The sequence below is a fragment of the Listeria ivanovii subsp. londoniensis genome (assembly GCF_000763495.1).
Classification (GTDB): domain Bacteria; phylum Bacillota; class Bacilli; order Lactobacillales; family Listeriaceae; genus Listeria; species Listeria londoniensis.
Genome location: NZ_CP009576.1, coordinates 788,235 through 813,976, shown reverse-complemented (window position 1 = coordinate 813,976; position 25,742 = coordinate 788,235). Strand labels below are relative to the sequence as shown.

29 protein-coding genes are annotated in these 25,742 nt (G+C 35.8%); 9 read left to right on the top strand and 20 right to left on the bottom strand.

Annotation, left to right across the window (positions count from 1 at the left end):
• Window positions 1-376 precede the first annotated feature (376 nt).
• Window positions 377-793, bottom strand: coding sequence for a hypothetical protein (locus JL53_RS03945; RefSeq protein WP_038406837.1), 417 nt, complete (start codon window positions 791-793; stop codon window positions 377-379).
• Between the two features lie 119 nt (window positions 794-912).
• On the opposite strand from JL53_RS03945, the gene JL53_RS03940 reads away from it, so the two are divergent.
• Window positions 913-1,476 (top strand): DUF420 domain-containing protein, encoded by a 564-nt coding sequence (locus JL53_RS03940; protein ID WP_003718798.1) that lies wholly within the window; start codon window positions 913-915, stop codon window positions 1,474-1,476.
• A 44-nt stretch (window positions 1,477-1,520) separates the two neighbouring features.
• Here JL53_RS03940 and JL53_RS03935 read toward each other — a convergent pair whose 3' ends face one another.
• Both JL53_RS03935 and JL53_RS03930 read right to left on the bottom strand, forming a co-directional pair.
• Window positions 1,521-2,228, bottom strand: a complete 708-nt coding sequence (locus tag JL53_RS03935) for a metallophosphoesterase (protein ID WP_038406836.1) — start codon at window positions 2,226-2,228, stop codon at window positions 1,521-1,523.
• Between the two features lie 74 nt (window positions 2,229-2,302).
• A complete protein-coding gene (locus JL53_RS03930) occupies window positions 2,303-2,512 on the bottom strand; it encodes an Lmo0654 family protein (RefSeq protein WP_003718796.1) in 210 nt (69 codons plus the stop codon).
• Between the two features lie 186 nt (window positions 2,513-2,698).
• On the opposite strand from JL53_RS03930, the gene JL53_RS03925 reads away from it, so the two are divergent.
• A complete protein-coding gene (locus JL53_RS03925; protein ID WP_077916438.1) occupies window positions 2,699-3,586 on the top strand; it encodes a DUF975 family protein in 888 nt (295 codons plus the stop codon).
• The gene (locus JL53_RS03920) at window positions 3,573-4,109 is read left to right on the top strand and encodes an N-acetyltransferase (RefSeq protein WP_003718794.1); all 537 of its coding nucleotides are present in this window, start codon (window positions 3,573-3,575) and stop codon (window positions 4,107-4,109) included. The genes JL53_RS03925 and JL53_RS03920 overlap by 14 nt, the downstream gene beginning before the upstream one ends.
• A gap of 22 nt (window positions 4,110-4,131) precedes the next feature.
• Here the strand turns inward: JL53_RS03920 and JL53_RS03915 are convergent, their stop codons facing one another.
• Genes JL53_RS03915 through JL53_RS03900 form a run of 4 tightly spaced genes read right to left on the bottom strand, consistent with a single transcriptional unit; the run spans window position 4,132 to window position 9,162 of the window.
• A complete protein-coding gene (locus JL53_RS03915) occupies window positions 4,132-4,782 on the bottom strand; it encodes a GntR family transcriptional regulator (RefSeq protein WP_038406834.1) in 651 nt (216 codons plus the stop codon).
• A 43-nt stretch (window positions 4,783-4,825) separates the two neighbouring features.
• Window positions 4,826-7,516, bottom strand: a complete 2,691-nt coding sequence (locus JL53_RS03910; RefSeq protein ID WP_038406833.1) for a YhgE/Pip domain-containing protein — start codon at window positions 7,514-7,516, stop codon at window positions 4,826-4,828.
• Between the two features lie 30 nt (window positions 7,517-7,546).
• Entirely contained in the window at window positions 7,547-8,188 is a 642-nt protein-coding gene (locus JL53_RS03905) for a GntR family transcriptional regulator (protein WP_003718790.1), read from the bottom strand.
• A 23-nt stretch (window positions 8,189-8,211) separates the two neighbouring features.
• Window positions 8,212-9,162 carry a magnesium transporter CorA family protein gene (locus tag JL53_RS03900; protein ID WP_038406832.1) on the bottom strand — a complete coding sequence of 317 codons (951 nt, stop codon included), beginning with the start codon at window positions 9,160-9,162 and terminating at the stop codon, window positions 8,212-8,214.
• 96 nt (window positions 9,163-9,258) lie between these two features.
• Here JL53_RS03900 and JL53_RS03895 point away from each other — a divergent pair, with 96 nt between their 5' ends.
• A complete protein-coding gene (locus JL53_RS03895) occupies window positions 9,259-9,543 on the top strand; it encodes a hypothetical protein (RefSeq protein WP_038406831.1) in 285 nt (94 codons plus the stop codon).
• 83 nt (window positions 9,544-9,626) lie between these two features.
• Here JL53_RS03895 and JL53_RS03890 read toward each other — a convergent pair whose 3' ends face one another.
• The gene (locus JL53_RS03890) at window positions 9,627-10,466 is read right to left on the bottom strand and encodes a VOC family protein (protein WP_038406830.1); all 840 of its coding nucleotides are present in this window, start codon (window positions 10,464-10,466) and stop codon (window positions 9,627-9,629) included.
• 88 nt (window positions 10,467-10,554) lie between these two features.
• Window positions 10,555-11,946: a branched-chain amino acid transporter BcaP gene (locus JL53_RS03885; protein ID WP_038406829.1), complete on the bottom strand. Its 1,392-nt coding sequence runs from the start codon at window positions 11,944-11,946 to the stop codon at window positions 10,555-10,557.
• Between the two features lie 234 nt (window positions 11,947-12,180).
• Between JL53_RS03885 and JL53_RS03880 the strand changes: the two genes are divergently transcribed.
• A complete protein-coding gene (locus JL53_RS03880; RefSeq protein WP_074674018.1) occupies window positions 12,181-14,001 on the top strand; it encodes an LTA synthase family protein in 1,821 nt (606 codons plus the stop codon).
• Window positions 14,002-14,043: 42 nt separating this feature from the next.
• Here the strand turns inward: JL53_RS03880 and JL53_RS03875 are convergent, their stop codons facing one another.
• From JL53_RS03875 to JL53_RS03855, 5 genes are all read right to left on the bottom strand, one after another.
• Window positions 14,044-14,694 carry a transaldolase family protein gene (locus JL53_RS03875; RefSeq protein WP_038406828.1) on the bottom strand — a complete coding sequence of 217 codons (651 nt, stop codon included), beginning with the start codon at window positions 14,692-14,694 and terminating at the stop codon, window positions 14,044-14,046.
• Window positions 14,695-14,835: 141 nt separating this feature from the next.
• The gene (locus JL53_RS03870) at window positions 14,836-15,564 is read right to left on the bottom strand and encodes a DUF2238 domain-containing protein (protein WP_038406827.1); all 729 of its coding nucleotides are present in this window, start codon (window positions 15,562-15,564) and stop codon (window positions 14,836-14,838) included.
• A gap of 95 nt (window positions 15,565-15,659) precedes the next feature.
• Window positions 15,660-17,549, bottom strand: coding sequence for a heavy metal translocating P-type ATPase (locus JL53_RS03865; RefSeq protein WP_234288393.1), 1,890 nt, complete (start codon window positions 17,547-17,549; stop codon window positions 15,660-15,662).
• 257 nt (window positions 17,550-17,806) lie between these two features.
• A complete protein-coding gene (locus JL53_RS03860; RefSeq protein WP_038406826.1) occupies window positions 17,807-18,724 on the bottom strand; it encodes an aldo/keto reductase in 918 nt (305 codons plus the stop codon).
• 63 nt (window positions 18,725-18,787) lie between these two features.
• Window positions 18,788-19,321, bottom strand: coding sequence for a DUF3267 domain-containing protein (locus JL53_RS03855; protein WP_038406825.1), 534 nt, complete (start codon window positions 19,319-19,321; stop codon window positions 18,788-18,790).
• Window positions 19,322-19,899: 578 nt separating this feature from the next.
• On the opposite strand from JL53_RS03855, the gene JL53_RS03850 reads away from it, so the two are divergent.
• From JL53_RS03850 to JL53_RS03840, 4 genes are all read left to right on the top strand, one after another.
• Window positions 19,900-20,229: a helix-turn-helix domain-containing protein gene (locus JL53_RS03850; RefSeq protein WP_003718779.1), complete on the top strand. Its 330-nt coding sequence runs from the start codon at window positions 19,900-19,902 to the stop codon at window positions 20,227-20,229.
• Between the two features lie 129 nt (window positions 20,230-20,358).
• Entirely contained in the window at window positions 20,359-20,871 is a 513-nt protein-coding gene (locus JL53_RS03845; protein ID WP_038406824.1) for a hypothetical protein, read from the top strand.
• Window positions 20,872-21,292: 421 nt separating this feature from the next.
• Window positions 21,293-21,442, top strand: a complete 150-nt coding sequence (locus JL53_RS15705; protein ID WP_077916404.1) for a tyrosine-type recombinase/integrase — start codon at window positions 21,293-21,295, stop codon at window positions 21,440-21,442.
• 664 nt (window positions 21,443-22,106) lie between these two features.
• The gene (locus JL53_RS03840; protein ID WP_038406447.1) at window positions 22,107-22,313 is read left to right on the top strand and encodes a hypothetical protein; all 207 of its coding nucleotides are present in this window, start codon (window positions 22,107-22,109) and stop codon (window positions 22,311-22,313) included.
• A gap of 81 nt (window positions 22,314-22,394) precedes the next feature.
• On the opposite strand, the gene JL53_RS03835 is transcribed toward JL53_RS03840, so the two are convergent.
• The 6 genes from JL53_RS03835 to JL53_RS03810 form a co-directional block, all read right to left on the bottom strand.
• Complete coding sequence (locus JL53_RS03835) at window positions 22,395-22,787, bottom strand: hypothetical protein (RefSeq protein ID WP_038406445.1); 393 nt, start codon at window positions 22,785-22,787, stop codon at window positions 22,395-22,397.
• Window positions 22,771-23,490 carry a type II TA system antitoxin MqsA family protein gene (locus JL53_RS15135; protein ID WP_052010519.1) on the bottom strand — a complete coding sequence of 240 codons (720 nt, stop codon included), beginning with the start codon at window positions 23,488-23,490 and terminating at the stop codon, window positions 22,771-22,773. Before JL53_RS15135 ends, JL53_RS03835 begins: the two co-directional genes overlap by 17 nt.
• Window positions 23,483-23,866, bottom strand: a complete 384-nt coding sequence (locus JL53_RS15130; RefSeq protein ID WP_052010516.1) for a hypothetical protein — start codon at window positions 23,864-23,866, stop codon at window positions 23,483-23,485. The genes JL53_RS15135 and JL53_RS15130 overlap by 8 nt, the downstream gene beginning before the upstream one ends.
• Before the next feature lie 323 nt (window positions 23,867-24,189).
• Window positions 24,190-25,050, bottom strand: coding sequence for a peptidoglycan recognition protein family protein (locus tag JL53_RS03820; protein WP_038406823.1), 861 nt, complete (start codon window positions 25,048-25,050; stop codon window positions 24,190-24,192).
• Window positions 25,051-25,052: 2 nt separating this feature from the next.
• On the bottom strand, window positions 25,053-25,310 hold the full coding sequence (locus JL53_RS03815; RefSeq protein WP_038406822.1) for a phage holin: 258 nt from the start codon (window positions 25,308-25,310) through the stop codon (window positions 25,053-25,055).
• 19 nt (window positions 25,311-25,329) lie between these two features.
• Window positions 25,330-25,713 carry a hypothetical protein gene (locus JL53_RS03810; protein ID WP_038406821.1) on the bottom strand — a complete coding sequence of 128 codons (384 nt, stop codon included), beginning with the start codon at window positions 25,711-25,713 and terminating at the stop codon, window positions 25,330-25,332.
• Between the last annotated feature and the right edge of the window lie 29 nt (window positions 25,714-25,742).

Here is a 25,742-nt window from a genome sequence, read left to right as displayed (position 1 = left end):
CCACATTTCAGACACCTTATAAGATAATCCTTTACAAATCCTTCTAGATTGCTTGGATAATCCCCCCCTAACTCTCACAATCTATTTCCTATTATACAACTACATCTTTAATTGCCTTCTCCATAATTAGATTGTTATTTCCACTGCTTCGAACAAATTTCGTATCTCTAATATACTTATTAAAAAGAATAAATATTAATAATTGGTCCCCATTAATTTATAAATTCAGGGAATACACAGTAGCAAACCAATCACTAGGAACTAATTTTCGTTTCCAAGAATTTAAGGATTAGATTAAAATGGACTTATTAGTATATGAAAATCTCCACATCCAACCAATAACAAGAAAGCTAGCCGACATCAACGGCTAGCTTTTTCATCCTATTATCCGAAAATCATTCCGATTCCCTGTCATATCTGGCATTAACTCAAACAACATTTTACTATTATCCGGTTTATTTCCAACAATCACTTGCATAAAATAATCATGTACCATAAAGGTATAACCGTGCTCTTTCGATGTGATTGCATAGCCTTCTAAGTCATTTTCAGAAACAAACAACCATTTCCATCCGTATTTTTCTCGCACTGCTTCCCCGTATAAAGAACCTAACACATAACCCTGTTCTTCTGCTAAATCTGGGTCTGGCGAGGTATTTTTCAAGTAATCTACAATTTTCTGAACGCGTTCTTCTGGAGTCCCGTCTGTTTGTAGCATGATTTCGCCTTCTTCTTTCAAACGAATGATTTCCGCTTCTTCTGCTTTCGTTAACTCTCGCGCAATTATTGCCATTAGAAACACCCTTTCCCAATCATTATACCTCAAAAAGTTCAATTTTTCGCATCCGATATGTTCGTCATGTATAATGAAATAAGGTACAGCAATTTTTTATTTAGGGGGCTATTTTTTTCATGGAACAAAATAAAGAAAAACTCACAAAGCCGACATCAGAAAAAAACTATTTTTGGCCGATAATGATTATTTCATTTATCGCAGTTGTGGTGATTTTACTACTCTTTTTTTCACCAATTGGCTATCAGGGAGCCGTGCATTTTGATATCACGATTTTCCCACGGATGAACGCCATCTTTAATAGTTTTACCTTTGTATTTTTAGTTATTGCACTTTGGGCGATTATAAAAAAGAAAAACATTAACATGCACCGCGGATTTATCCTTGCAGCATTTACATCTACGCTATTCTTCTTAGTATCTTATTTAACATTTCATTACTTATCCGCCGAAACATCTACATTTGGTGGAACTGGAATTATCCGTCCGATTTACTTCTTTATCTTAATTACACATAGTTTCTTAGCTGCAATCGTCGTTCCACTTGCACTCTTCGCACTTGTTTGGGGCTGGACTATGCAAATTGAAAAACATAAAAAAATTGTTCGTTGGACGATGCCGATTTGGTTATATGTAAGTTTAACTGGCGTATTAGTTTATCTTTTCATGGCGCCGTATTATTAAAAATAAGCGTTCAAGATGCTCCTAGAGAGAAGCATCTTGAACGCTTATTTTTTCGCAGTAAAGCTTTTTGTAATGACTTTTTCTTCCACAACAACGCCGTGAAGTTCTCCGCCAAAAACAGCCCCACCATCGATATCAAGCCTTGTTTTATCTGCTGAAACCCAGATGCCTGCGCTTCCATCTTTATGTAAATTTTGCACCGGGGTATGTCCAAAGATAAATACTTTCCCCGTTTTATTTTCACCGAACAAAAATGGCTCTCGAATCCAGTAAAAATCTCGTTCCTCCGTTTCATGCCAGTCGTCTTTAGTAAAATCAACTCCTGCATGGGCAAACACATACTTACCTTCTTCATAATAAAGCGGTAAATTCCGGATAAACTCAATTAGTTCAGCCGATTCTTGCTTAATTCTCTCTGCTAAGCCTTCTGGTGTGGTTTTTTTGTCAAGTGAGTCCGAAATAAGTGATTGAATGGTTTCCATGCCACCTTGGCTTAAATAGTAGTGCATTTTCTCGGAGGGAATTTTTAGCCAATCCAGTAACATTTGTTCGTGATTGCCTTTTAAAACAATAGCTCCTGCATTATCTGCTAACGCTTTTACCCTTCTAAGGACCGCTGCAGGATTTTCACCGCGATCAATTAAGTCCCCCACAAATAGAAGTCGTTCCCGCTTTTTATCCCAGTTTTCGAGCAGCTCATCTAAAAGAGTTATTTCTCCGTGTACATCCCCTACAGCAAAAATTGGTTTCATTTTCATTCCTCCAAATTCACATAAAAAGAAACATCCTTCCGCTAAATTTATATTAGCAAAAGGACGTTATTTCCTTATTTAGTATTACCTTCTACTTTTTTAATTTTTTTCTCCACTTCTGAGATTTCGTGACGTAATGCACTTAATCTAACTTCCGCAGCATTAATCGGTCCGTTTTGGAGTTGTGGGTCTTCAAAATCTCTCGTTTCACTAATTGTTTCTTGATACTCTTGTCGTAATTCAATTAAGCGATCTTCTAGTTCTCTTAAATTCTCATGGGCCATTTGCGCCACCTCCAAATTAATCATACCATATAATCTTTTCCCCAAAAAGAATTAACTTACACCTAATTTAAATAAAAAAATGAAACACTTCATATTACTGTATTAGTCCCGGAAAGTATGCTATTTTAAGAGTAGGTATTTTTGCTATTATACTTAAAAATAAATTAAAAAGGAGTTTTCATTATGATGACTATTTCACAAGTAAAACAAACAGCGAAAGAGTCGCTTCGTGGCAACTGGGGTATTGCCATTGGAATATTTGTGCTTGCATGGTTGCTTGAAACAGTTGCAAGTGGCGTATTGGGCTGGATTCCATTTATTGGTTGGATTGCCTTATTCTTACTAACAGGACCTTTATATGTGGGGGTTTCTTGGGTATATCTTGCAATTAGCAGAAGGGAACAACCTGATGTTGCGTACATGTTTAGTGGTTTCAAAGAGTTTGGCCGTACTTTCTTAGCTTACTTGCTAATTAGTATTTTTACATTCTTATGGAGTTTACTTTTAATCGTTCCAGGAATTATTAAAACTTACTCTTACTCACAAACTTTCTTCATTTTACGCGATAATCCAAACATCTCTGCTTTAGATGCTATTACAGAAAGTCGCCACATGATGAATGGACATAAAGGCAGACTATTCGGCATGTCTCTTACGTTCCTACTTTGGTACTTAATTCCTATCGCAGTTGCAATCGCAGGTGGGGTTATTGTTGCAGGTGGAATGGCTTCTACCTCTTACACAACTGATCCTACTGAATTAATTAGCGCCCTAGCAGCCGGAGCTACATTTGGTGGACTCGTCCTCATTTTAGCATCTTGGGTCATTTCTTTAGGGATTTCACTTTATGTGTATCCTTACCTAATCACTTCTATCGCTGTATTCTATGATGATTTATATGCTGCAAGCGAAGGAGCTTATGTAGAAGAAACCGTTATTGTTGAGGAAGAAAGCGTTGATCCATTTGGAAAAACGGAAGAAGATCCTTTCGCTCGCGACTCACATCCAGATGGTTTTGGACCCGAAACAGTAAAAGAACCCGAAGCTCCGAAAGACGAAAATGAACCAAAATAAAATTTCTGCTGGCGGACTGGAATTTCTAGTCCGCTTTGCTTTGCCAAATGACTACTCAAAAATGAATGAACTGATGCTAAATACTGCTCGCTGGCTTAAAGAATCGGGTTCCAGTCAGTGGAATGATATTTTGCAAGGCTTTGATGTCCATCAAATGGAAGAACGGATTAAACTTGGCGAGGTAGCTCTTTTTGAAACACAAGAAGGTTTGCTTGCTGGAGCAATGATTATTCGAAAGACACCCAGCAATTGGGATACAGATTTATGGGAAGACTTAGCGAATGAAAATGCTTATTATCTGCACCGGATTATGGTTGCTCGTCAGTTTAGCGGGATTTCTTTAAGTGCGCAGATGATTAACTGGTCTGAACTGTTAGCAAATACCAATCAAGTTCCTTATATACGCTTGGATTGTATTGAAACAAATGATAAGCTTAACCAAATGTATCGCCGTTATGATTTTCAATTTATGGGTAAGAAAAATGGCTTTCATTTATATCAAAAAAAGCTTCCACCTATCTAAATAAACGATAAGTGGAAACTTTTTATCTATATGCCTGAATTGTTAACTCGGCAAACATTGCTTTAATTGTTTTTCGAGCGGCTTCGGTGTCTTCTTTTGCAAGTAGCTCATATATTTGGCTGCTTTTTTTATTTGTCCATTCACGAATCTCGACTGATTTAAAAATATGAATTCCATCAGAGAAAGAGACTATCTGAAAGAAAATCTGCTTAGCGATAGTCATTTGATAAGGATTGTCTGCAAAGCTAATCAAACACAGAATAAAGCGATGATGCGCATCAAAATAATTTTCTAAATCCGTTAAATAAGAATAACGTTCCATTTCTTGAAGGCGTTCGTGAAGTTTTTCTACCTCCATTTTCAGTCCATAATGTGCTGCTTTTACCATTGCTGCATCCACTAAGATGTTGATGGTTTCCATTAATTGAACATAACGTCCTGCGTCAATTAACACATCATTTAAGACCGCACCACTATTTTCATGATAAGTTACAATCCCTTGAGCCGCAAGAGTGGCAATGGTTTTTCGAAATGGTGAGCGACTAACGCCAAATTCAGCTGCCAATTTTTCTTCTGCTAAATGTTGATTGGGACTTAATTCACCCTTTTTAATTTTTAATAAAAGTCGATCATAAACCATCTTTTCGAGTGTATTGTATCGATTTGCTACCATTGTCTGCCTCCTCGCTGCTCGTAATTATACCATAAAAATATTTTTAATGGATTAACTTGCTTCGTTTGGCTTTTTCCGACAGTTTGGGAATAATTTTGTCAAGCGGTTTCTTGAGCAATATTCCGAATCCAATAAATAAAATCGCAAATCCAGCAAGAACACTAATATCTATCCAAACAGTTGGCATGTAGAGTCCACCAACACTTTCTCGAATTAAACTAACCGCATAAGTAAACGGTAAGAATGGGTAGATTGCTTGGAAAAACGGCGGAGATACTTGGATTGGGAAATTCCCACCCGCTCCGGAAATTTGAAGCACGAGTAAGATAATCGCGATTCCTTTTCCGACATTGTTAAATAGCGACACGAGTGTATAAACGATTGTCATAAACACAACGCTAATGAACATGCTAAAGAGTACATGTAAGAGTGGTTCTGCAATAGAAACACCTAATAAGAAAATATTACCTAGTGTAACAATTAAAGCCTGCATCAATCCAATAGATAAGAAAGTAAGCAGTCGACCGAAATAACGGTGGTAATGGTTAAAGATTCCCGCCGGCACTTCTACATCGACTCGAAGTAAGGAAATAAGCAACAATGCCCCGACCCACAAACAAAGTGCTGTATAGAATGGGGAACTAGCAGAGCCATAATTCGGAATTGGATAGTAACTTGTTTCTTTTAAGCTCACAGGACTCGCAATAAACGAACTATCCTTATCTGCATCATTTCTTAGCATTTTAATGATACTTTGCAAATCATAATTTTTATCAAAGTCGGTAATTTTATTCGCTGCATTATTAATTGCTTTTTCAAATTCTGGTAATTCTTCACGAGAAAGGTTCGCGGCAATCGTCACGGCTTTTTCAAATTCTGGCATTTTTTCTTGAATCAGGTTGGAGGCTTGATTAATTTCTTTTTCTAAGCCTGGTAAATCGTTGCGAATAAAATCGGCAGCTTTTTTGATATTTGCTTTCACATTAGGGTAATCATTTTGATAAAAGTTAGCAGCTTCATTAATGCCAGCGATAATTGTATCCAACTTGGTGTCAATTACTTGGGTTGCATCATCTAATGTTTTTTGAATTTCTGGCAAACGAGCTTGGAATTCTTTTAAATAGGTCTGACCGGTTTGGAGTGTTTTTTTAGAGTCTTGTAACACTTGAGTGATTTCCGGAATTTTTGCTTGTAAATTTTGCAGTAGCTTTTGGCTATCTTTTAAATCAGCTTGAATTTGATTTAAGCCCGTTTTAATGTTGGGAACAATTGCTGTATCATAATTGGCCAAAATTTGCTGCAATTTCTCGCTCACTGTTTTTGCTTGTTCGTTCAACGTATTTAAAAGTTCTTCGGAAGGCTGCTCGCCATTTTCAAGCTGTATGCGAACTTTTGTAATCGTTGCTTTTTGCGCGGTTAACCCTGAATGGATGGATTTTAGATTGGCAATCAAATCAGTAAACGGCTTATTCGGCAAAGTCTCATTTAAACTTTCTAACGTCTTGGTTTGTTCTGTAATCATTTGTTGCAATGAATCAATGTCTTGCTCCATCTTCTTTAATTCCGTAATTGCCTGGTCTCGACTGATGGACCCATTTTTGATTGCTTCGGTAACTTGATACACATTATCTGCCATTTGTTTCATTAAGGTCAGATTTTGTTTAATTGCTGGCGCTAATGTGTTGAATGACTGGTTAATCTCCTCTGCAAAATCGGCTACTTTATCTACATAGCCACTACCATTTTGAGCAATTTTTTGAACAGTAGGAATGGCATCCATTGCTCCGTTAATGACATCAAGTGCTTTTCCAGACTCATCCACAGCATCGTTCACTGTCTTTTTAATCGTTCCAAAATTTTCATCCACTTCTTTTACTGAGGAAGCAATTTGCTTAATTTCAGGAATTTTCTTTTGAAGAACGAGTATATCTTCACCGAGTTGATCTATTTTCGGCAATTGTTGCTCAACTAATAATACATTTTCGGTTGCTTGATTAAGTTCTGGAATTTTTTTATTTAACTCCACAACCTGATTCGCTTTGGCTTTTAATTCTGGGAGTTTCGCTTCGATTTTCACAGCTTCTGCACCCATTTTTTTTATTTCTGGTAATGCATCTTGTACTTGGAAAACTTTTGTTTTTAAACGTCTAATTGTTGGAAGTTCATTTTCAAGATCAATTCCAGCTTTATTAAATTCTTCTAAAACAGCTTTACTGACAGTCCCGACAAATTCCGAACTAATTTGATTGACAATGGTTGTTGCGCCACTTTCTGTCATTTTTGGCGCGATGGCATTAATCTTTTCGTTGACATAGTAATCAATGGTCGGCTTTTTAATATTATCACTAACAACTGAAACCATGTCGGCAGAAAAATCTTTCGGGATATGTATAGCTGCGTAGTACTTCCCGCTTTTCACACCTTTTTCAGCTTCTTTTTCACTAACAAAAGTCCAACCAAGTTTGTCATTTTTTTCTAATGCTTTTTTCAATTGATTTCCGACATTAATCTGCTCTGGCTCGGTTCCAGGGACATCCACTTCTGCCCCCTCGTCATCAATCGAAACCGCTACTTTAATCCCAGAAGTATTAGAGTATGGGTCCCAAAGTGCTTCGATATTAAACCAGGCATAAAGTGATGGTAAAATAATTAGTGCTATAACTAATAATAATGCTAAAGGCGCTTTAAATAAGCGGCGCCAGTCTAAAATAAAAATTTCGTATACTTTCCGCATCAAAAGCACCCCCTAATTTTGCGGTAAATCTTATCTAAATGTACGAATTATATACAAGTTCACTAATCTATTTATTACTTCTTTTGCTAAATCATATTCTTTTGCCACCATATGATTTGTCAGTTGATCTATGCCATCAAGCGTCTCATCTTCTAACAGCACTGGAATCATTTTAATATCTTTTTGTGCTTTATTAAAGAAATCACGCTTCATTTTCCGCACAATATCTTCTGCATAAATATTGGCTAATTGTGAAACGAATTGTAACAGCCATTTGCTGAGTAATGTTAAATATACATCCACGTCTTCTTCTGTATGTATTTGCCGCATTTCATTGAGTATTTCGTCTCCTTTTTCTGGTTTGTACGTTAAATTTTTATTTTGACACTTGTCGATAGTTTGGACAATAAGGATTTCTGCCATTTCTAACAATTCAATAAAACGCCCCGCACTCATACTGCTTTCAATCACAATTGCTCCGCGGTTTAGTTCATATTCAATCAATTCTTCTGATACTAAAACTGCGATTGCTTTTCTTACTGGTGTTCTACTAATAGATAATTCTTTTGCAATACCCGCTTCTGAAATATGCTGCCCGACATGGAGCTTACCACTGAGAATTTTTTCTTTGATTGTATAATATGCTAGTTTTTCGTATGTTTGTTTTTCCATGCTTATTCCCCCGTTTTCTATATTTAAAAGTATTTTCTACGCCAAAAAATCACTGTTACTCCCGTTGTGATTAGTAGCGTAAATAAAAGAATTAATGCAAATGCATGATCGTTATGCATAAATGGTAGCTTAATATTCATCCCATAAATACTCGCTACAATGGTTGGTAATGATAAAATAATTGTAAAAGAAGTTAAAAATTTCATAACAATATTTAGATTATTAGAAATAACTGATGAAAATACATCCGACATTCCGCTAATGATTTGTGTATATGTGTCCGTCATCGCAATTGCTTGTTTATTTTCAATAATAACATCTCTGAGTAAATCATGATTCTCTTCTTGCTGCATAAAATGTTCGACATCTTCCATTTTATCGAGGATAGCTTTATTAGATTGAAGCGCTGTTGCAAAAAAAACTAAACTTTTCTGAACAGCCATAAACGCATAGAGTTGCTCGTTTTTCATGGATTGTTTAATCTGTAATTCTAAATTATTTGTCTGTTTGATGATTTGATTTAAATATTTGAGGTAATAATAAGAAACAGCATATAATAATTTTAACAAAAATTGCTTGTGATTGGTTGTCTCATAGACTTCTAACTTCATCGAACGCACATCCGACAAGATTGGCAAGTCTCGTAAGGAAATGGTAACAAGGTGCCCTTTTGTTAAAACAATACCAATCGGAAGTGTTTCATACATTGCGTAGCCAAGCTCATCCTCCGATTCATAAGGACAATCAACAATAACAAGGGAGTGCCTTACATCTTGCTCGGCTCGTTTTAATTCTATTCGAGAACGCTCTTCTGAATCAAGTGCATCTAAGATATAAGGTTTTGGAACGTCCATTTCCTTGCTTAAGCGCCCAATTTCTTCTTCGGTAGGATCAGTCACTTTAACCCAGCAACCTTCTTCTAAAGACGAAAGTTGCTCCATTTTTTCATTAGTTGTCTTAAAAAATTCAATCATCTGCGAATCTCCTCTCTTTGTATTTCTTTACAATACATTTCATTTGTGTTACATTATTATTAATAATAATTCATTTGTAACAAAGGAGCGATGGAAATGGAATTTATGTCGATGATAGTAACTGGACTTATCTTAGCTACCATTATATCTGGACTTTCTTTTGGAGTAAGTAAGCTCAGTGGCATGTCTTGGTTTTGGATAGCATTTTGTGCAAACAGCGGTTTCTTCATTACTTTTCTCGTTGTACAAAGCGCATTTCCAGAAAACGCCGCATTAGCTCTATCTTACTTAAATCTTGGAATTGGGATTTTTCTCATTCTCCAAACCATTTTTGGGTCAAGCAACTGGCTTCTTAAGAAAACCATACAGCGAAGACATTGAAAATATTTATACTTATGTACCTTTCCCTTATTATTACATCAAAAAACTGTTTAAGCGCATTTTTTGCTTAAACAGTTCTTTTTTTATTTAAAATGAATCATAATCCCACTAGTATCTATTACAGAAATCGTATTTTCAAAGCGATTCACTTGATAACCTTGTTCCTCCAACTGTTTGCTAATCGCTTCTTTATCCGGAGTTATAATGGTAAACCAAGCAAGTCCCACTTCTCGCTCTTGCCGATTTTCAAGATTTCGCCCCGCCCACATATTTGTTCCAATATGATGGTGATAATCCCCTGCTGCAAAAAAACGCGCAGAAGGAATCGTCGTCGTTAAATTCATCCCAAGCGCACTGCGATAAAACTGTTCTGCTTTATCAACATCAGCCACTTGTAAATGAACATGACCAATTTTCGTACCAGCAGGCAATCCAGCAAAAGTTTCCTCTTTAGCAATTTGAAGCAAACTATCCACATCTACTTCTTCGGTCACCATTGGCAAGTTCCCTTCGCCATCACGCATCCAATCTGCCTTAGCTCGGTCTGCATAAATTTCAATTCCATTTCCTTCTATATCATGCAAATAAAGTGCTTCACTGTAAGCATGATCTCCTGCTCCATCAATTGGATAACCTGATTTTGCCAGATGAACTAATACATTTGCCAAGCTCTCTCTCGTCGGTAAAAGAAAAGCTGTATGGAAAAGACCAATCCGTGGCACTTTTGGTACGACTGCATCATCTATTTTTCGTAAAACGAGTAGCGCTTCATTTGATCCGCTCACTCCAAGCCGAACTACTCGTTCATTTTCTTCCAGTAATGTTAAACCAATGACTTCTTGATAAAATCCTGCCATCTCTTCTAAATGACCTACATTTAGTACTACTTCACCGAGTCGCATCATCTCATTTATTTTATTCATGTAAAAACGCTCCTTTTATTGTAATACATTCATTACAACACAAGGAACGTTTCTTTTCCATTAAAATGACTTACAAAAAGTAAGTTAATTATTTTTTCGACAATTCACTATGTTTTCTACCATAACTGAAATAGACAATGAAACCAATAACAAACCAAATACCACAAAGAATCCAGGTATGAACTGATAGACGACTAATTAAAAATGCGCATAACAGGAATGATACAACTGGTAATACAGGATAAAACGGTACTTTGAAGCCACTTTGTTGAATTGATTTATTTTTACGTAAGAAGATAATTCCAATTGACACCATCATAAAAGCAAGTAAGGTCCCAATATTTACGAGTTCTGCTAGTTTATCGAGTGGTACAAGTCCACTGATAACAGCAACAATCACCGCAAATATCCAAGTATTCTTAACAGGAGTTTGATGTTTTTCACTAATTTCCGCTAATACTTTTGGTAAAAGCCCGTCTCGTCCCATTGCAAAAATAAGCCTTGTTGCTCCGTAGCTCATAACTAAGATCACGGTAATCATCCCCACAACTGCACCAAGCGAAACAATTCCCGCCACCCAGTCTTGATGAATTACTTGAAGAGCATATGCGACTGGATCTGTCACATTTAAATCTGTATAAGGAACCATCCCCGTTAAAACAGCCGAAACAGCTACATACAATATGGTACAAATTAGCAAGGAACCAATAATTCCTATCGGCATCGTTCGCTGTGGATTCTTCACCTCTTCAGCAGCTGAGGAAACAGCATCAAAACCTAAGTAAGCAAAAAATACTAATGCCGCCCCGTTCATCACACCGCTTATTCCAAATGGCATGAAAGGTTGCCAATTATCAGGTTTGACATAAAATACCCCTACAACTAAAAATAATAAAATAACCCCCACTTTAATCGCAACCATAATCGTATTAATTCGCGTTGACTCTTTTATTCCAAGAGTTAGTAAAAAAGCAATGATGAGTACGATAAAGATAGCAGGTAAATTAATCCATGTACCTACTTCTGGATTAAAAGGCCCAGAAATGGCTTGCGGTATTGTAATATGGAAACCAGAAAGCAGTGCATTTAAATACGAAGACCAGCCACTTGCGACAGAAGCCACAGCAAGCCCATATTCCAAAATAAGTGCCCACCCTAGCAACCAACCAATTAACTCTCCAAAAACCACATAGCCATATGTATAAGCACTCCCAGCAACAGGAACGCTAGACGCGAACTCCGAATAACACATCGCTGCGATGGCACAAACAATGGCAGCAATAACAAAGGAAAAAATAATTGCCGGACCAGCACTTTTCGCAGCAACCGTCCCTGGTAAAATAAATATCCCTGTCCCAACAATCGCTCCAACTCCGAGCATTGTTAAATCCAGCGGACCGAGCGTTTGTTTCAGTTGTGTACTGCCGCTTTTATTATGCAGTAATTCGTTTAATGGCTTTTTTCTAAATAAAGAATTCATTTTTTCTCCTACCTTTTTACAATCTTCTCAAATAATATACTTTTGTGCTTTAAAGGTCAATAACTTTGTAAGAAATAATACAATTTATAATTAAAATTCCCTAAACTAGCACCTATTACCTAAATATATCTGAATCATCTTTCACGATTTGCACAGTTTGCTCGTATAAGCTAAAATTAGAAGGAATGGATTTGTGTGTATTTACCACAAAGCATGCTAGAAAGAGGAATTAACTTGATTTTATTTTATTTTTTATTAATTATTGGTAAGTTTACTTTTGCCTATTTCCAAATTTTTAAAGACCCTAATTTTCTGGCACTTGGAATGGACCTCCTTTTCATTGTATTAATTCTTGGGCTTATTCATTTGTTCGCTCCAGTTCGCTCACATATTTATTGGTATGCCGGAATGTCGTTATTTGTTGGTATCTTAATGCTCGTTTGCGTGCTTTATGCTCGTTTTTATAATGAAATTCCCACTTACCATAGCTTTTCCCTTATCGGCGAAGTTGGCGTGGTAAAAACGAGTGCTACCAGTTTACTTAGCGGAACAGATTGGCTCTACATTATGGATATTATACTGCTTCCTTTCATCCTTTATTTCAGTATAAAAAAAGGACATGAGTTTCCTTCGTTCCGTTTAACTAGCCGGGTGTATGGTATGTCTTCCCTTAGTATTTTACTTGTACTTAGTGGATTTACTTATTTCATGATGCAACAAAATATTATTAGCGACTCCAAACGTGCTAAAAGAATGGGTATTTTCACGTTTAATGTTAGCGCAGCAATTACCGGTTCTGATCATGTAAAAGCAGCTGATATCACTGCAAAAAACGTCCGAGATATTAAAGGCGTTGAGCAAAACAAAAATCCAAATTATTTCGGTGCAGCTAAAGGGAAAAATCTTATCATCGTTCAATTAGAGTCATTCCAACGTAATTTAACGCATGTTGAAATTAATGGCCAGTCGATTACACCTACGTTAGATAGCTTAGAAAGCGAAACGATGTATTCTAACAAATTTTTCCAAACGGTTTCAAAATCAAATACAGCAGATGCGGAATGGTCGGTTTATACTTCTACCTTCCCAAGTGGTTATTATACTAATACGCAAACTTACGGCGATCGTGTAATTCCGTCAATGCCACGTTTGCTCGGTAAGAATGATTACGCAACAGAAACCTTCCACACAAATGATGCTAGTTTCTACAATCGTGATGAATTTTATCCAGCAGTCGGCTTTGATAATTTTTATGATCGAAAATTTTTTGGTGATGAAGACGTTATCGGATTTTCGCCAAGTGATGAGGTTCTGTACAACAAAGCCTTCCCAATTTTAGAAGACCAGTACAAAAACAACCAAAAATTTTATGCGCAATTGATTAGTGTAAGTAGTCATATGCCATTTGATATTCCAGACGATAAAAAAGAAATTGATTTACCAAGTGATTTAAAAGATACCGAACTTGGTAATTATTTCGAAGCCGTTCATTATGCAGATAAGCAACTTGGCGCCTTTGTGCAAAAATTGAAAGATAGTGGCATTTGGGATGATTCAGTAGTTGTTTTCTACGGTGATCATCATATTATTAAAACGGATCAACTTCCGGAAGAACAAAAAAAATACGTTAATCGTTCCACTGAGCTAAAAGCAGACCCAGCAGACGACTACCGCATTCCGTTCTTCTTACATTATCCTGAGATGGAAAACCCCGGCGAAATCAAAAATGTTGGTGGTGAAGTTGACATTATGCCGACTGTCATGAACTTGCTTGGTATCAATACAGGCGACCAAATTATGTTTGGCGATGACATCTTAAACACAAAGAACAACTATGTCCCTGAGCGTTACACGATGCCAGAAGGAAGTTATTTCACAAACTCCTACATGTATCAACCAGACGAAAGCTTCGAAACTGGTGCAGCAACTAATTACAATGGAACAAATAAAGCGTTATCCAGCGAAGTGAAGAAAAAATTCGATGCTAGCCGAAAACTCTTGCAGTACTCAGATAGCTATGTAAACAATTTACCACTGCGCGATGAAGATAAATAAGCAAAAGGAAGTATCCGTTTTTGATGGATACTTCCTTTTTGGTTATTTAGGTAAAGCTTCATTATCCTCGTTAAATTTCTCAATACTTTCAAGTGCTAGTGGTTTATTCATCATTTGTAAAAATAAGTCATAGCTAATGGTAACAGTATCTGCTCCACTTGCTAGTGCCTGCATGATTTGACGACTGTTTTTAAAGCTTGCTCCCATAATTTTCACCGTTTGCAACTCTTGTAAGTCTAATACATAACGCAATTCTTCTATCGTTTTCGCAGCGTCTAACCCACTAATTTCCATACGATTGTAGTAGGGTGCCAGGTAATCTGCTCCTGCAAGTGCAGCAATGTAGCCTTGCTCAGATGAAAAGATTGCTGTTGCTAGAATAGTCGCTTCCGGAAACTTGGCGCGAACGTTGGTAATTACTTTGATTCCCGCTTCATGGGCAGGTATTTTCAAACCAATCATCATTCCATCAGCTGGTTGAATTGCTTGAATCCGGAGAACATCTTCCCAGATTTCTGCTTCAGATAATCCTGCTGCCTGTACAAAAACCAGTTTGGCAGAAATTTGAGTAATATGCGACTTTCTTGGTTGATTTTCTTTTAATAAAATAGTTGGATTTGTTGTTACCCCTTCAAAAAACGGAAATTGAAGCGCTTTCTTTATTTCCTCTAAGTTCCCCGAATCTAAAAACATTTCCTCACTCCTTTATAATTTTCCTGCTCACATTAAGTGTAGAAAAGTTCCAAGATAGGGTCAATCATTTCCGAGACCCAAATTTGTTCGTAATAGTGTGCATCAAAAAACATCTGCTCCACGGAACAGATGTTTTCTCGTTTATTTTTTCTTAGGCTCTTTTTTCCAGTTTTTTCGTTTGAATTCAAATCGTTCCATCCACGGGCGACCTTTTTTCAAAGCGAAGTAGCCAATAATGACGATGAATAATGCGCCGATAATATCGACAATAATATCGGTCATCGTGTCTTGAAGGGCAGCTCGGCCAGTTAGCGGCGTTCCGTTTGATAGGTTATAACGTTGCATATTCAAATTCATAATGCCGTCAAAAGTATACTCATAAACTTCCCAGAACGCACCCATCGTAACCGCAAAGCAAAAAGCAAAAACGGCGATGAAACCAGGCTTTAAATTCATTACTACTTTACTATTAGCATTTAACAAGCTGACAAAAGAAAAACCAATTGCCCCTAACATTGCTCCGCTAAAGGTATGGAGAATTTTGTCCCAATGAGGTACGTTGGAGTAAAACTGTTGCACGGTTCCGAGATAAATGGATCCATATAAAAAAATAATAAACAAAATATAAACAAGTCCAGGTATTTCAAATTTAAATCGTCTTGAAATAATGGATGGTAATAACAAAATGATAATACCTAACAAAATTTCAAATAGTAAAAAAATATAATCCCCTCTTAGCGTTACATGCGGTCCAGTGGCCGGTTGCTTTATTGGTGCTGTGAAAATCTCGTAAATAGTAAAAATGACAGAAACACCCATTGATGCAAAAACGAACAGCGCAATCCATTGTGTCCAATTAATTTTCTTCATGTACTCATCTCCAATCTATCTAGTAATACCCCTTTTTATACAAAAAGAAACTGCTCATCTATCTTAGACTAGTAATAGATGAGCAGTCAAACAATTTATAGGTTTCGATTATTTTTTAACAACCTTAAACCATTCAAAATAACTAATATCGTACTTCCTTCATGCCCTACGACACCAAATGGCAAATTAATTAATTGGAATACATTTGCGGCAATTAAGGAAACTATCACTGCAATCGCAAAACAAATATTTTGCCAACTAATCCTGTGAAGCCGTTCCGAAAGTGTATACGCATAGGCAATTTTTTCTAAATCATTTTTCATCAATACAACATCAGCCGTTTCCATGGCAATATCTGTTCCTTCCCCCATGGCAATACCAACAGCTGCATGTGCAAGTGCTGGCGCATCATTTATTCCATCACCAACCATCGCAACACTTCCATATGTGACGGCTAATTCTTTTATAACATCGACTTTTTTCGCCGGTAAACAGCCCGCAACGACGTAGTCCATTCCAAGCTCTGTTTGAATCGCTTCTCCTGTTTGTTGATTATCACCCGTAACCATAATTGTTTTGATACCTTTTGATTTCAACGCCTTAACAGTCTGAATTGCTTCTGGCCGACATGTATCTTTGAGCGCAAACATCGCCATTACTTCGCTATCTGCTGCCACATATACAATGGTTTTCCCTTCGCTAGCAAGTTTTCCAGAAGCCTCTCCTGAAAATTGCTTTGCCACTTCTTCACCAACAAAACCAGCTTTCCCAATTTGCCAAGTTTTACCTTCATAAATCGCTTTCACACCCCAACCAGGCACATCGGTGACTTCGATTTCCATCAATTTTTCGGTCACTTCGGCTTCCAATTCCTTTGTAATGGCAGCAGCAAGTGGGTGTAGTGATTGTCGTTCCATCGCAACAACCACATTAATAATACGTTTTTTATTCAGATTCGCTTTAAATAATTGGTCTGTTAGTCGTGGCGTTCCATTTGTCAGTGTCCCCGTCTTATCAAACGCAATTGCCTTCACCCCACGCAAGTTTTCTAAATGAACCCCGCCTTTAAACAAGATTCCGTGGCGTGCTCCATTTGAAATAGCAGCAAGTGTAGCTGGAGTCACCGAAGCAACAAGTGCGCACGGAGATGCTACCGTGAGTAAGACCATGGCACGATAAAATGTTTCATTCCATGACCACCCAAGGACAAAATGTGGTAAAAACATCATTACTAGAACAAATAAGAGCACGGCTTTTACATACGTGTCTTCAAATCGTTCAATAAATCGTGCCGTTTTTGAAGGTTCATTCTGAGCAGTTTCCACCAGTCGAATGATTTTACTGAAAATTGTATTATCAAATGTTTGTGTTACTTTGACAGTAATCGCACTGCTGACATTTATCGTTCCGCCAAATACTTCTGCACCACGTGTTTTCATCGTTGGAACAGACTCCCCGTTGATTGCTGCCTCATTTAAAGTGGTTGATCCGCGCACAATTACACCGTCTATCGGTACGCTCTCGCCCGGACGTACAATAACCAAATCCTCCAACTGCAAATCTTTCGCTGCAACTTCTTCTAAATCTCCATTTGGTCGTTGCCGGGATGCTCTTTCAGGTTGGAATGCCATTAATTTCGTAATTTCCCGTTTACTTTTATTTGTTGTATACGTTTCTAATGCTCCACTAATGGAAAAAATAAAAATAAGTACGGCCCCTTCAAACCAATAACCGATTATCGAGGCACCTGTAGCAGCTAAAATCATCAGCAATTCTACATTTAGTTTTTTCGTTTTTATCGTAGCTTGTATTCCTTCTTTTGCTTGCTCAAAACCGCCGATAATAAATGCACTAAGAAAAATCACTGCTGTCCAAAAGTTTCCCACTTCACTCCCAACAATACAACCGATAATAATCAAAATCCCGCTGATTCCAGTTGTAACAAATTGCCAATTCCGCTCCATCCAGTGTCTCACCACGCTCATCCTCTCTAATTGATAATTATTCGCATTACCCTTAAAAACACAAAAATCTGCTCTCGCAATCGCGAGAAACAGATTAAACAATAATAATTCTAATTAAGAATGCACATAAACATTCCTTTTATACTCATTATATTAACACTTATAGATATTCACATCAAGCTAAATGATAAAATATTTTTCTAATTGATAATGAATTTCACTATCATTAAAATATAAAAAAACACTTGAGCTATTGTAAGCTCAAGCGTTGATGAAAATCATGGTAATTGGTTACCAGCTGCACGATAAATTTCATACCATTCTTCACGGCTTAAGGTAATATCTGAACCTTTCGCAATATCTGCTAAACGCCCTGAATTCATTGTACCTACCACTGTTTGGAAATTTGCTGGGTGACGCTGAATCCAAGCAACCGCAATCGCTGAATTTGTCACAGCTTTATCTGCAGCAATTTTATCAATGACTTTATTTAATTCAGGGAATTTATCATTATCGAGGAATACCCCTTCAAAAAAGCCATACTGGAACGGAGACCAAGCTTGTATCGTCATATTGTTCAAACGACTATATTCTAAAATGCCGCCATCACGATCAAGTGAAGGATCAATTGTCATATTTACATTAAATCCAGTATCAATCATTCCTGTGTGCATAATACTAAATTGTAGTTGGTTCGCAATTAAATCTTGTTCCACATATTTTTTAAGTAGTTCAATTTGACCAGGATTTTGGTTACTTACGCCAAAATGACGAACTTTCCCACTTTTTTCAAGTTCTGTAAAAGCTGCTGCTACTTCTTCAGGCTCAAATAATGTATCTGGACGATGAAGTAAAAGTGTATCTAAATAATCTGTTTTCAGGCGCTTCAAGCTACCTTCCACAGAAGAAATGATATGCTCTTTTGAAAAATCAAAGAATCCTTGACGAATACCACATTTTGATTGAAGAATCATTTTTTCACGAATCGTTGGGTTCATATCAATCGCATCAGCAAAAACTTCTTCTGATTTACCACCACCATAAATATCCGCGTGGTCAAAAAAATCAATACCGTTTTCAAGTGCTGTATTAATCACCTTGTTGGCGTCCGCTTTGCTTAAGTCCGCCATTCTCATACAGCCAAGTGAAATTTCTGAAGCTGTTAAAGCGCTATTACCAATAGTTATTCGTTTCAAATCAAGCACCTCTTCCTAAAAGTATATCCTTATTCTACCACTTTGTTGTAATCGTTACCAAACTTAACCTTCTGAATAAAAATTAATCCCTTTTTCCGTATCTTCTACTAGTATTCCAGCTGGCTTATTAAGCAGTAAAATACAGTAGTAGAAATCACCAACACAACCTGATGTATGTAGTGCAAATATCAAATATACGACTGCTTCATTCACACCAAGAAAACGAAGAAATAAAAACAAACCTGTAAGAACGACAAATGGAGCAATCGAAATAATAAAAAATTGTGTTTTCGTATAAAAAGATCCAGGACTCGTTGCATAAGCCATCCCATTTTTAAAGCCAAATTTCACTTTTCCTTCTGGATGAAATGTTTTAAAGAATATTCCGTGAACCGCTTCATGAATGACGAGTGATAATAAATAGCCCAAACAAAGCCAGACGACACCTACAAAGCCATTTACTATTTCAAAACCTCCTGAAAAAACAATTCCTAAAACGGTTAATACAAGTACAATAACGATGGCTACAATATTCAAATTTATAACTAACTTTTTATTTTCAAGTAAATTTATTTCCTCTATTAATTTTCTTTCCAAGTATGGTCCTCCTTTTTATAAAAAATCGGTATTTTATACTTTAGCTAATTTTATTATACAATACTTCCAGTCAGCTTTCTATGTCATGAAGTTAGCCAATTATTTCAATGTATTTATTGACTAGCTTGTCAGAAAAACTTTAAAATCAGATCGCACATTACGCTTCTACCGAGGGAGGTATGAAAAAATCTTTAAATATATTGATTTAATTCAATAAACATACAAATACGCAATGAGATGAGTACTTGTGGTTAGATAAATAGAACAATCTCCAGAGCTAACTACCTTAGAAGACGACTGTTATTTTTCATTCTTTCATCTCACTTTTTGATATATTAGCTAATTATTCAACTGATTATTGACAAAAATAATTCTATAGAGTATTATAAGCAAAGTTAAACAAGCCTTCTTAAAAGTCATTAATCCTTGGGAATGGGCATAAAACGGATTTAATTGTTATTTTGTTTAACTAAATAATTAGCTTATGAATATTATAAAGTATTCTTTGGAGTTCTAGTTAATCGTTTCATTAATTCTTTTTAGTACTTTTGTGAGCTTTTTTTGGAGGAAATACTTATATGACAACATTAGGAAGAGTAAAAAAGTTAGCAGAAGAAGCGAGAATATCTCTTAAAGAACTTGCTATAAAACTAGAAATGGGTGAGAATTCGATTTACTCATGGAAAGTAAAGACTCCTGGAGCAGATAAATTAAAATTAGTTGCTGATTACTTCAACGTATCAACTGATTATCTGCTTGATCGCACTGATAATCCATACATGGACAACGAGCAAACAGAAATAATTACTGAAATCGTGTCACATATTGATAAAAATGTCAGTGAAGAAGAAATGAATGAAATAATAAACTACATTGAGCTAATAAAATTAAAATACGGACGAAAATAATAAGCAAAAAATGCGCATCACTCGTATAATAGTCTGGCGGTATAGCTGTGCTTAAAGCCGATGAAACAGCTATAGGAATGTCAGATGAATGGAATGCAAAAGATAATATTTTATAAAAGGAGATTTAGAATGAAAAAATTACTTTTATTAGTTAGTCTGTCAATTTTTTTAAGTTTAGGTTTAACTGCATGCGGAAATAATGGTGCCCAAAAAGAAGAAAGTGCTCCAAAAAAAGCAGAAAGTGCTTCTAAAAAAGAAGATGCGGGAAAAGAAAAAAAGAAAACCAGCATCAAATTTCCTGATAAAGAATTAGGTAAAGGAAGGTTTATTCTAAGAACAGAGTCAGGCTCGTCTGAGAACGGAAATATTCCATTTATGTATAGAGAAAAAGATGAATTAACACCTTTTATCGGTTTCGAAGCATGGGAATTCGATGATTCCAAATTGTCATATATCTACATTGACGATGCACTTAATCTAAAAACAAAATTTTCAGATATACAAACCTTTTTAGACTTAACAGCAGCAAGTGAATATGAAGTAGGGACACATGAGATCAAAGTCGTTCAATTTGATAACGATAAAGAAACAGGTAAAGTAGTCACATATAAAACAGCTAAATACGAAATAAAATCAAAATAATAAAAAATGCCCTTCCCTCACTAGTCTCCCCCTTTATATGGGGTTGATGAAAAGCACCTCTTAGGTTGTGCAGTACGAAATAAAGCGACCCAAAAAAGTTAGACCAAAAAATCTAACTTTTTTGGTCACTACAAAATACAATACAAGGGGTGTTTTTTATGGTAAATAAACTCTAAACTTATCATCAAATCATATACATATGGTCAAAGTTTAATCCAACCTACTAAATGCGTATGAACAAAAGGGAAAAAGTATCAACGTGAAAATCATCCTACTTTGAAATTAGATAAAGCTCAAATCATATTCGTTATAAAAGCGAATATGACCATTCTAGTTCAACATACGCATGGTTAGAAACCTTTTTTAAATATCGCTCTGACCTAAAAAAACTTATCGCGGATTCCATCATACGCACACATCAATGCTATTTGAAGCTGGCGCATCGCTAAAAGATGTACAAGAACGTTTAGGACATGCGAATATACAAACTACATCTAATATTTATACGCATGTTACACAAGAAAAGAAAGATTCTACAGCTTCTCTTTTTTCTGATTTTATGCTAAAATAAAACCTGTTGAAATCGATTTGATAGTCAATAAAAATCATAAAAGCTCTCAAATCATTGATACGACTGCATGGAGAAATACCCAAGTCCGGCTGAAGGGGACGAAAAGTTATTCTTCTGCTAATTTCTATAAATTTCTACAACCCTCTGAAACAGCTATTTAAAGCTATTTTAAGAGGGTTGTTTTTTTCTACTACTCTGACGATTTACTAAAACCTCGTTTAAAGTGATAGTCAGAATGATAGTCAAAACCTCTCAACCGCTACAAATTTATTTGAGTATTTTAAAATTAATTTATAAAAACACTTGCTATATTATAATACATGTATTATAATATAAATATAGAAAGGAGTTGAGAAAGTGAAAGACATCTTAGAGGAAATAAAAACAGTCCTTGAAATTATCACTCTTGCAGTAGCGCTGATAACATTACGCAAGAAGGACAAAAACAAGGACAAGTAAAGTTGAGGGGTGAAACTCCCCTCCCTCTATTAAAAGTATATCACGTCTTTCATAAATTATGAATAAATATATCTGGGTTATATTAATTGTTATCTGTGTTAACGGACTCGCTAGTTACTTTCAGAATATAGCATTGACCATCATTGCTATACTGACCACATTAGCTTGTCTAGTGTACTTAATAAAAATTAGGAAGTGATTAATTATGACGAAAAAAACGACCTCTGACGCGCAGTTGAAAGCAAACAAGGCATGGCAAGATAAAAATAAAGAACATGCAAATTATTTAAAAAGCCGTTCAGCTGCGCGTTCTTTTATAAAGAATAAAGCTACGTTGGAAGATTTGAAGGAACTTGAAAAATTAATTATAGAGGGAAAAATTAATCATAAGGGAATGATTAAGGATAAATGATGCACGCTAAGCACATGCTTGGCGTTTTTTGCATAAAAAAAAGCCCTAACGGTGAGGTTAGGGTTGGTTAATTGCGAGAAGCTATTCATCATTTTCAGTTTCCATTTCAGTTTCCATTGGTGCCACCACCATGGGTATACCAAATAATTTTCCTGTAATAAAACCGATAATTAAAGATGATTCGCTTAGGACAGGTATAGTTAACCGTTCTCTTTCTTCCGAAACATCTAAAATAGTTCGGATATCTTCGATTTTTTCATCACAAGTAAAATGGGATTCTAAAGTTATTTGAAATAACACTTGTTCTCCATCTAAAACTATTTTTTCTTCGTTTCTAACTATAATATTTTGTATTTCATCTTCGTAAACAGCATCAAACATTAAACTGTTTTTACGTTCTAATTCTCCTCCACTTATTCCTTCAATAGAAGTATTTATAGATTTTAGTTGCGTATCTTTATATGTTATTTCCATTTGTTTTACCACCTTTGAAAAGACTTGCGAAAGTAGAAGCCAAACTATTTTTATCATTACTTTTTAATTTAGCATTAGTTTTATTTTTAAGTACAATTGCTTCATTCCTATTATTTTCAACTTTTAAAGCATTTACGTAGTCATGAGCTAGTTCTGATTGAGCTTCTATTCTAGCAACTTTTTTATTCATTCTTTTAATATTTTCTTCGACATACTTATAAACAAAACCTTCTCTTTCTTTCAGAAGGTTGATAATTTTATTTTCAGTTTTCTTATAAATATCCTCACTTATTTTGCTTTTATTAGTAAGCATTACCATATGAAACGCATTTGGGTCATTTGCCATTATAAACAAGGTATTATGCAAATCAGTTTGTAAAGCTCCTCCTTCATATCGGCTCAGTGTGGCATGTGACATTCCCAATAATGTTGCAAAAGTCCTTTGACTTAGACCGTATTGCTCTCTGACAGATTTAATTTCATCGGGAGTAAGCCAATTCTTTGCTTTTCGATAGAAATTATAGTCAGATTCTAAATTTCTATCCAGATTTGCAGGATTTTCAATTTGAACACCACAATTTTCGCACTCTAAATAATGATGAGTATTTGAAAACATTTCACCTTTTATTTCAATATCTTCTTTAAATTCTACTTCTTTAAATTCGGTCTCATTTAAACATTCAAAGCAAAAATGTCTAGCCATTTATACCACTTCCTCTCCTAAATGGGTATATAATTGGATATTCGCATTCATGAAAAGACAAACAAGCTGACTTAAACTCACCATTTTCTTCCAAGATGCTTACCTTAACGTACACTTCGTAATTTTCTACTCCCATTCCAAATTCCCAAATAATAGCTCCTTTACCACCGGTAGAACTACGATTTGCATTAGGTCCCTTATAATAATTTTCACAACAAAGATTGTTGCAAATATAGCTTTGTATTTGGGTATAAGTCCACCCTAACTTTCTCATGAAATTCCCATTTTTTTTAGTCTGCCACATTTGGAATTTATTATCTTTAAATGACTTTTTCACTTGCTCAATAACAATATCCACATCTCGTCTTGAGGTCATATACGTATCCCTTTCATCTAGCTATAATATATAATTATAGCTTAAATGTGATACTTTGCATAATTTAAAAACGTTATCTCTTAATAACACAATAACCCAAACAAGAAAGAAAAGAAAGATATATACTCATAAATTCATATTTTGTTCCCCTATAGCGAACGTTTTTAGTTAATAAGGTCTACTTTTATTAGATTTTTCGGATAATAATTCAGATACAATAATGGATATCTTTATAGTAATGTATTTAATGATTTACAAAGTATCACAAAAGTATCTTTTTTTATACAAAAAAATTAACCCCCGCAAAAGCGAGGGCATTCATTCTATTTCAAAAAGTAGTTAGCTGTGTAATACCACCCATCTGCGGGATACCACAACTCCAAATAACCTTTTTTATTGTCATACCAAGCCAATTTAGTGCCCGGTTTATACCATTTAATTTTTCCGCTGTTTAGTTTAGTATTATTCCACACTGGAATTCGCAAATCTTTCGCCGATTTAATGCGAACAGGAAGGCGACCTTTCGAGTCTTTTTTGCCAGCAACAACACAAAAACTTTTATACATGTAATATAGTTTGTTGTTGATATACGTTTTATACCAATATTTATTATGTTCATAGACTAAGAATTTAGTTCCCGCTTTGTACATGCGAACAGGATTTGTTTTAAAGTCCATTTTCGGCAGTAGCGGCGCACTATCAACCACTTTCCCTTCGTGTCTGTTCGGATTTTTATTTTTTTGAGCTGGCACCTTCTCACCACTCACAGCGTCGCATAATTCAAAATGTGGATAATCTTTAAAAATTTTCCAGTCTCCGCCCCATTTAAAGCCTTCCGCCTTCATCGCCGCAACAACCTTTTTCCATCGGCTTGTTGTTGACTCCCAAATGACTTTTTTTCCGTCATTTGAATACAAACATAGGTCTACAGCTACACCAAAATTATGATTCGATTGCCCACCTTTTGCATTTGTGACAATGCTTCCCGGCTTTGTCCTTCCTTGCGCATATAGTGCGTTTTGTTCTGTTTTAGAGCGGTATCCTTGTGCAACACATAAATAAATACCTTGCTTTGCCATTTTTTTTATGACATTGCGAGTTTTATCAGATGTGGTTTTATTCATCCCTGCTACATTTAACTTTCGATTAGCTTTCTCAATTAACCAAGCCTCTGTTAATGCCATTTTTACTCATCCTTTCGTGGTTCAGAATATTCCTTCGCCTGTTCACTATCACCTGTTCCTGCTGTTGTAGGGTCGATAATTAGCCCCCATGCAGCAAACACACCAGTTACTACAGTTATTAAACGCTGTAACAGCTCGTTGTAGTCCCATGTAACATTAAATACAAGCAATACCGCTTGTACAATGAAGAAGAGTGCCGCTATCATCGCAATCACCCACGTTTTGTTTTTAAATCGTACTTTCCAATTAATATTTTTCATTTTGTTCACTCCTTATTTTTTAATTAATAATTGCTTTGATGATAGCTGTGACAATAGCGCCAATCACTACGGCACCGCCGACAGTTGAAGCCCATGACAACGATTTATAAGCTGTTTTATACTTGTCTACTTCTAGCTTTCTAATACGTTCGTCCTGTGCTTTTATCTCATTCATCACATCACTTAGTCCGTTACGTACAGCGTTCTCCATCATTAGCGATAGAGTATCCTCATTTAAAACACGATTGTGTTTTACTTCTTCTAGCTCCGCTTGCATTTTACTCATTGCTACGCTGTGTTCTTGCAAGTCTTCTTTTAGCGACTCGACATATTTTTCATTGCTTTGTATTCGTTTGTTCAATTTTAAATACTCAGCATTCGAAATTTTTAATTCTTGTTCCATTTCATTAACTCACCGCCTCAAAAAAATAA

What these genes read in the sequence shown, in the direction of transcription:
- JL53_RS03945 (WP_038406837.1), bottom strand. Translation starts at nt 793, where the DNA reads ATGGCAATAATTGCGCGAGAGTTAACGAAAGCAGAAGAAGCGGAAATC.
- JL53_RS03940 (WP_003718798.1), top strand. Translation starts at nt 913, where the DNA reads ATGGAACAAAATAAAGAAAAACTCACAAAGCCGACATCAGAAAAAAAC.
- JL53_RS03935 (WP_038406836.1), bottom strand. Translation starts at nt 2,228, where the DNA reads ATGAAACCAATTTTTGCTGTAGGGGATGTACACGGAGAAATAACTCTT.
- JL53_RS03930 (WP_003718796.1), bottom strand. Translation starts at nt 2,512, where the DNA reads ATGGCCCATGAGAATTTAAGAGAACTAGAAGATCGCTTAATTGAATTA.
- JL53_RS03925 (WP_077916438.1), top strand. Translation starts at nt 2,699, where the DNA reads ATGACTATTTCACAAGTAAAACAAACAGCGAAAGAGTCGCTTCGTGGC.
- JL53_RS03920 (WP_003718794.1), top strand. Translation starts at nt 3,573, where the DNA reads ATGAACCAAAATAAAATTTCTGCTGGCGGACTGGAATTTCTAGTCCGC.
- JL53_RS03915 (WP_038406834.1), bottom strand. Translation starts at nt 4,782, where the DNA reads ATGGTAGCAAATCGATACAATACACTCGAAAAGATGGTTTATGATCGA.
- JL53_RS03910 (WP_038406833.1), bottom strand. Translation starts at nt 7,516, where the DNA reads ATGCGGAAAGTATACGAAATTTTTATTTTAGACTGGCGCCGCTTATTT.
- JL53_RS03905 (WP_003718790.1), bottom strand. Translation starts at nt 8,188, where the DNA reads ATGGAAAAACAAACATACGAAAAACTAGCATATTATACAATCAAAGAA.
- JL53_RS03900 (WP_038406832.1), bottom strand. Translation starts at nt 9,162, where the DNA reads ATGATTGAATTTTTTAAGACAACTAATGAAAAAATGGAGCAACTTTCG.
- JL53_RS03895 (WP_038406831.1), top strand. Translation starts at nt 9,259, where the DNA reads ATGGAATTTATGTCGATGATAGTAACTGGACTTATCTTAGCTACCATT.
- JL53_RS03890 (WP_038406830.1), bottom strand. Translation starts at nt 10,466, where the DNA reads ATGAATAAAATAAATGAGATGATGCGACTCGGTGAAGTAGTACTAAAT.
- JL53_RS03885 (WP_038406829.1), bottom strand. Translation starts at nt 11,946, where the DNA reads ATGAATTCTTTATTTAGAAAAAAGCCATTAAACGAATTACTGCATAAT.
- JL53_RS03875 (WP_038406828.1), bottom strand. Translation starts at nt 14,694, where the DNA reads ATGTTTTTAGATTCGGGGAACTTAGAGGAAATAAAGAAAGCGCTTCAA.
- JL53_RS03870 (WP_038406827.1), bottom strand. Translation starts at nt 15,564, where the DNA reads ATGAAGAAAATTAATTGGACACAATGGATTGCGCTGTTCGTTTTTGCA.
- JL53_RS03865 (WP_234288393.1), bottom strand. Translation starts at nt 17,549, where the DNA reads ATGAGCGTGGTGAGACACTGGATGGAGCGGAATTGGCAATTTGTTACA.
- JL53_RS03850 (WP_003718779.1), top strand. Translation starts at nt 19,900, where the DNA reads ATGACAACATTAGGAAGAGTAAAAAAGTTAGCAGAAGAAGCGAGAATA.
- JL53_RS03845 (WP_038406824.1), top strand. Translation starts at nt 20,359, where the DNA reads ATGAAAAAATTACTTTTATTAGTTAGTCTGTCAATTTTTTTAAGTTTA.
- JL53_RS15705 (WP_077916404.1), top strand. Translation starts at nt 21,293, where the DNA reads ATGCTATTTGAAGCTGGCGCATCGCTAAAAGATGTACAAGAACGTTTA.
- JL53_RS03840 (WP_038406447.1), top strand. Translation starts at nt 22,107, where the DNA reads ATGACGAAAAAAACGACCTCTGACGCGCAGTTGAAAGCAAACAAGGCA.
- JL53_RS03835 (WP_038406445.1), bottom strand. Translation starts at nt 22,787, where the DNA reads ATGGAAATAACATATAAAGATACGCAACTAAAATCTATAAATACTTCT.
- JL53_RS15135 (WP_052010519.1), bottom strand. Translation starts at nt 23,490, where the DNA reads ATGGCTAGACATTTTTGCTTTGAATGTTTAAATGAGACCGAATTTAAA.
- JL53_RS15130 (WP_052010516.1), bottom strand. Translation starts at nt 23,866, where the DNA reads ATGACCTCAAGACGAGATGTGGATATTGTTATTGAGCAAGTGAAAAAG.
- JL53_RS03820 (WP_038406823.1), bottom strand. Translation starts at nt 25,050, where the DNA reads ATGGCATTAACAGAGGCTTGGTTAATTGAGAAAGCTAATCGAAAGTTA.
- JL53_RS03815 (WP_038406822.1), bottom strand. Translation starts at nt 25,310, where the DNA reads ATGAAAAATATTAATTGGAAAGTACGATTTAAAAACAAAACGTGGGTG.
- JL53_RS03810 (WP_038406821.1), bottom strand. Translation starts at nt 25,713, where the DNA reads ATGGAACAAGAATTAAAAATTTCGAATGCTGAGTATTTAAAATTGAAC.